Genomic DNA, 4573 nt, shown 5'->3' with positions numbered 1-4573 from the left:
AACGGGCACTGCGTTATTGCCAACTGGATATTGGCCATGCGCTGGGTGCCCTGCGCTACGCTGCGGGTACCCTGGGTTGGCACCTTCGCCTGCGCGGGGATGTGGACGATACCCGACTGCGCAGTCTCCTCGGCCTGGATCGTTCCAGCGATTTCGCGCATGCCGAAGGCGAGGATGCGGAGCTGCTGCTGGAAATCCTCCCAGCCGATACAATATCCTCCGCTGTCGGGAGTCCCGCTGCGCTGCCGGGGCAATGGCGGGGTCAGGCCAACTGCCTGGATCCCCACCCCCTGTATCAGTGGCCGGTCATCGCCGAAACGACCAGCGCCAGCAGGATGCCGGTACTCACTCCCGACCCGCTTCCGCCTGATCCCTGGCCAGCACGCAAAAAATCGGGGCAGACCGCCGCCAGCGCGCTGATCCGCCGTCGGCGCAGCGCCCAGCGCTTCGACCCGAAGACGGTCATGGCGGCTGACGATTTCTTTACGCTCCTGGATGCGTTGCTGCCCCGTTCCGGCCTGCCCTGGGATGTCTGGCCCTTCACCCCGCGCATCCATCCGATACTTTTTGTGCATCGCGTTAGTGGCCTGAGTAGCGGCCTCTATGCCCTGCCCCGCACAGCAGAGGGCGGCCCAGTGCTACGCATGGCCCTCAATCCCGACTTCTCCTGGGAAGCAGTGGCTACTGCGCCCACCCATCTGCCCCTGCGGCGACTCTATAGTGGCGACGTGCGCAGTATCGCCCGGACCCTGTCCTGTCATCAGGCCATTGCTGCCGATAGCTGCTTTGCCGTGGCCTTTCTGGCGGAGTATGCCGACCCCCTGAAGAGCGGTGCCTGGCATTATCGTTTGCTCTACCAGGAAGCCGGGCTGCTGGGCCAGATATTGTATCTGGAAGCCGAATCCCTGGGTCTGAACGCCACCGGCATCGGCTGTTTTTTTGATGATGCCGTGCATGAAATATTGGGGATCAAGGATAACAGCCTGCAATCCCTTTACCACTTCACCGTGGGTCATGCCCTGACGGATACGCGGATTAGCACCCTCCCGCCCTATGCCCACCGAGAACTGAACACTCACACCGGAGAAAACTCATGAATACCCGCTCCTTTCAGCGTATTGATGTGCATAAGGCCCGCGAACTCCTGCAAAGGCAGGACAACACCGTGTTACTGGATTGCCGCCATCCCAGCGACTTCCGGGCCGGACATATTGCCGGAGCTTCTCCCCTGGGCGATTACAACGCCGATGACTATGTGCTGAACATGGCCAAACATCGTCCCGTGCTGATCTATTGCTACCATGGCAACGCCAGCCAGATGCGTGCCCAACTCTTTGCCGATTTTGGTTTTGCGGAGGTATATAGTCTGGATGGCGGTTACGAAGCCTGGTGCAAGGTGCATACGCCCGCAAATCCGCAGCTTACCGAGGCGCTGCAATGCTGGCTGACGGCGCAGGGGTTTCCCGCCGCAGACATCCACGCATGCACCCGCGACGGGGTGACGCCCTTGATGCGCGCTGCCGGTGAAGGCCATCCTGAACGGGTGGCTGAACTGCTCGCCGCCGGCGCCGACCCGCACCAGCGCAACAACGATGGCAATCAGGCCCTCTGGTTCGCTTGTGTCAGTGAGAATCTTGACACAGTGGACCTGCTGGTCGCGGTTGGCGCCAACCTCAACCACCAGAATGACAACGGCGCCACTTGCCTGATGTATGCTGCATCCGCTGGCAAGACGACGGTAGTGGAGCGTTTGCTGGCATTCGGTGCGGACCGGAGGCTCCTTTCGTTCGATGATTTCACTGCACTGGATATGGTCGCCAATCTGGAATGTCTGAATTTGTTGCGCGAAACACCGAGGCGGGTAAAAGCCGCCACCTGAACAGGCATCATTATTGCTGTACCGGGTAACAGATGCCGTTTTGGCCATAACCTGACAAAGGAACAATAATGCCTATCTTCGATTACCATTGTTGCGATTGCGACGCCGACTTTGAATTACTGGTCATGGGCTCAAATATCCCAAACTGCCCGCAATGCGGCAGCCAACACCTGGAAAAACAGCTTTCGCGGGTGGCCGCACCTGGTCGCAGTGCCGGACTGATGGCGCGTGGTCGTGCGCAAGCCGCGAAAGAGGGGCACTTGAGCAATTTTTCGCCCGCCGAGCGCAAATCACGCTGACTCGGCAGGCATTCTTTCACCCCCACCGACTTTTGGAACAACACCAGCGAGGATTTATCATGAGTGGCTTTTTCATGGATTGGGATGGCAATTTACGCAGCGTTGAGGACCCGGGAGGCGGTTACGTTTGCGATGTCGACCTGCCGGCACGCTATGTCGCAGTAATGCAGGGCAGCATATTAGCCCATGAATCGACCCTCTATAAAACCCTCACCGATGTTGAAAAAGCCGGAATCAAAGCGGAAGTGGTTCCCGGCTCTCATCCCTGGGGAAGCAAGAGAGACGGGTTTTAGTTCAGAATTTGCCAGTGGCTTTAGCGGGGTCCATTGGGCGCAAAATCACCGGTATCCACTAGCACTTCGTCATTTTCAATCTTTAGCGGAAACTCCCTGAGGGTACAGGGCTGGCCCTTGATGCATGCGCCTGTTTCACTGCTGAATGCCCAATCATGGTGTGCACAAGTCAGGGTCTCCCCATCGAAGCGGGCATCGGCTAGTGGTTCATTGGCGTGGGGACACATCCCATGAAAAGCCCGGGGTTCACCCCGGATGGGCCACACAATCACGAGCAGTATCCGGTTAACCACCGCCACTTCATATTTTCCTTGTCGCATCTCGTTAAAATCACAGGCTTTACCAAACATGGTGAAACTCCTTTTTAATCCAGAAAACACACAATATATTATGCTGATATGGCATCCATGACATCCGCTGCAGCACTTCGCACCATCATGTAAAGATCAATATCCCGACTCATCCAGCCAATAGTGGCTTTGTGCCAGGCGGCATAATTGGCTTCTTCCCAGATGGCGCACAATAACGCTTCATCCCTGGTAATTTCCGCATCACTATACTGCTTTTGATTGGCCACTTCGCAAGCCATAGGGTCAGCCCCATGCTGCGCGAAGACCTCCTCAGCCGCCTGTATGGCGAGGGCCATATCGTTTTCGCTCACCAATCCCACATCCTGGCCTGCCAGGGTAATGATTGTACGCATATTCATTTCTCCCTATCGCATTAAAAACTCGTATCTCCAAGGTCACGCAGCGGCTGGTTCCAGCCCGCGAAATACCGAACAGCGTTTAAAGACCTCCACAGTCGGCAGCACCTGTTTCTGTTTACAGAATTTGGCCACCAGTTTGGCCAGTCCCTTAATATCCCTGCCAGTGGCTGCAGGAAAAATATCCACCAATTCGTCAATGGCCGACATGGAGATATCGAGACAAAACTGATCGCACATCACCTGCCAGATTTGTCGGCGTCCATTGCCATCCGGGGGATTGTATTTAATCAGGGCAATGCAACGGGAGACAATGGCTTCATCAATGTCATCCACCCGGTTCGTGGTCAAAAACAACAAACCATTAAAATACTCCAGCACCCGCAGAAAAACGCCCACCACTGCGTTCATCGTCATATTGTCGTCCCGGCGCTTGATATAGACATCCGCTTCATCAATCAGCATAACGGCGCCCCAGCGTTGGGCCCGGGTCAGTATCTCCTTCAGCGCGGTCTCCATACTGGCCACATTCAGTCCGAGTTGTCCTGAATGCACCCGATACAGCGGTCGCTGAATAATTTCAGAATACACCTCGGCGGTGAGCGTTTTTCCTACGCCGGCGGGTCCGGCGCAAAGAACTGTCGTCCCGCCGGATTTCCCGGTGATGATATCGTCCATCAGGACATCCATCTCGGCAGTCAAAATATCAATAAGATCTGTCTGTTCAGCGGGTAAAATCAGCTTTTGCTTCAATGTGGGCTGGTAAGCGTAAGGCGCAATGTCGCTGACATGCACCCAGAGATAATGATGAAGCTCCAGGTGAAACATGAATAAATAGGGATGCACGGGGATTTTCGTGAACAACCCATTCTCGATAACAGAGCGGAATTGCCCCATCTCTTCTTCGGCGCTATAGCGATTGCTTTTTGCCGCTTTGCGCAAATAGGGGCCGAGAATATCCCCGGTCACTTCCAGTGCTGTGACCCTGGCGGTCAGAATACCCTCATCATTGACCAGACGCGCCCTGCCCTCTCCCGCCGACAAAATGATCACGTCTTTTCGTGACCAGTCGGTATCCCGATGTGTCGCGCTGGGATCTTCGGCATAGAAACCGACCCCGAGCGCCGAATACTGTGCACCATAATGTCCACGCCATTCGAAATAACGGGAGACTTCTTCGTCGTAGGCAGCAATCAACTCCGGAGTTTCTTTCAAAAATCCCTTTGCAGCGAGAATTTCCCTCACCGAACGATTGGCCATATCACCCGCGGAAATACGAATGGTCGGGCTTGCAATGACGCCTTTGGCGTTCGCTTTCAGTTCTATGACGATCTTGCCGGTTTCGTCATTTCCCGGTGCCACATAGTCCAGTCTGGTGATGACGTAAGCCAGGGCC

Annotated in this window: 7 protein-coding genes; 4 read left to right on the top strand and 3 right to left on the bottom strand. The window is 55.7% G+C overall.

Features of this window, described 5'->3' with window-relative positions:
* The 4 genes from AC2VNK_RS04135 to AC2VNK_RS04120 form a co-directional block, all read left to right on the top strand.
* The coding region (locus AC2VNK_RS04135; protein WP_486882919.1) for a nitroreductase family protein at positions 1-1097 on the top strand (1097 nt) is incomplete at its 5' end.
* Positions 1094-1879, top strand: a complete 786-nt coding sequence (locus AC2VNK_RS04130) for an ankyrin repeat domain-containing protein (RefSeq protein WP_291522620.1) — start codon at positions 1094-1096, stop codon at positions 1877-1879. The genes AC2VNK_RS04135 and AC2VNK_RS04130, both read left to right, overlap by 4 nt.
* A 68-nt stretch (positions 1880-1947) precedes the next feature.
* Complete coding sequence (locus AC2VNK_RS04125; RefSeq protein ID WP_291522618.1) at positions 1948-2178, top strand: FmdB family zinc ribbon protein; 231 nt, start codon at positions 1948-1950, stop codon at positions 2176-2178.
* A gap of 59 nt (positions 2179-2237) precedes the next feature.
* A complete protein-coding gene (locus AC2VNK_RS04120; protein ID WP_291522615.1) occupies positions 2238-2471 on the top strand; it encodes a hypothetical protein in 234 nt (77 codons plus the stop codon).
* Between the two features lie 20 nt (positions 2472-2491).
* On the opposite strand, the gene AC2VNK_RS04115 is transcribed toward AC2VNK_RS04120, so the two are convergent.
* The 3 genes from AC2VNK_RS04115 to AC2VNK_RS04105 all read right to left on the bottom strand — a co-directional run.
* Complete coding sequence (locus AC2VNK_RS04115; protein WP_486882917.1) at positions 2492-2821, bottom strand: Rieske 2Fe-2S domain-containing protein; 330 nt, start codon at positions 2819-2821, stop codon at positions 2492-2494.
* 38 nt (positions 2822-2859) lie between these two features.
* Complete coding sequence (locus AC2VNK_RS04110; protein WP_291522612.1) at positions 2860-3174, bottom strand: hypothetical protein; 315 nt, start codon at positions 3172-3174, stop codon at positions 2860-2862.
* A gap of 42 nt (positions 3175-3216) precedes the next feature.
* On the bottom strand, positions 3217-4573 hold a 1357-nt coding region (locus tag AC2VNK_RS04105), incomplete at its 5' end, for an AAA family ATPase (RefSeq protein WP_486882914.1).

Source organism: Acidithiobacillus sp. TH-A35 (assembly GCF_057473505.1).
Note: the sequence above shows the minus strand (reverse complement) of the source record. Positions and strands in the feature narration are given on the sequence as shown.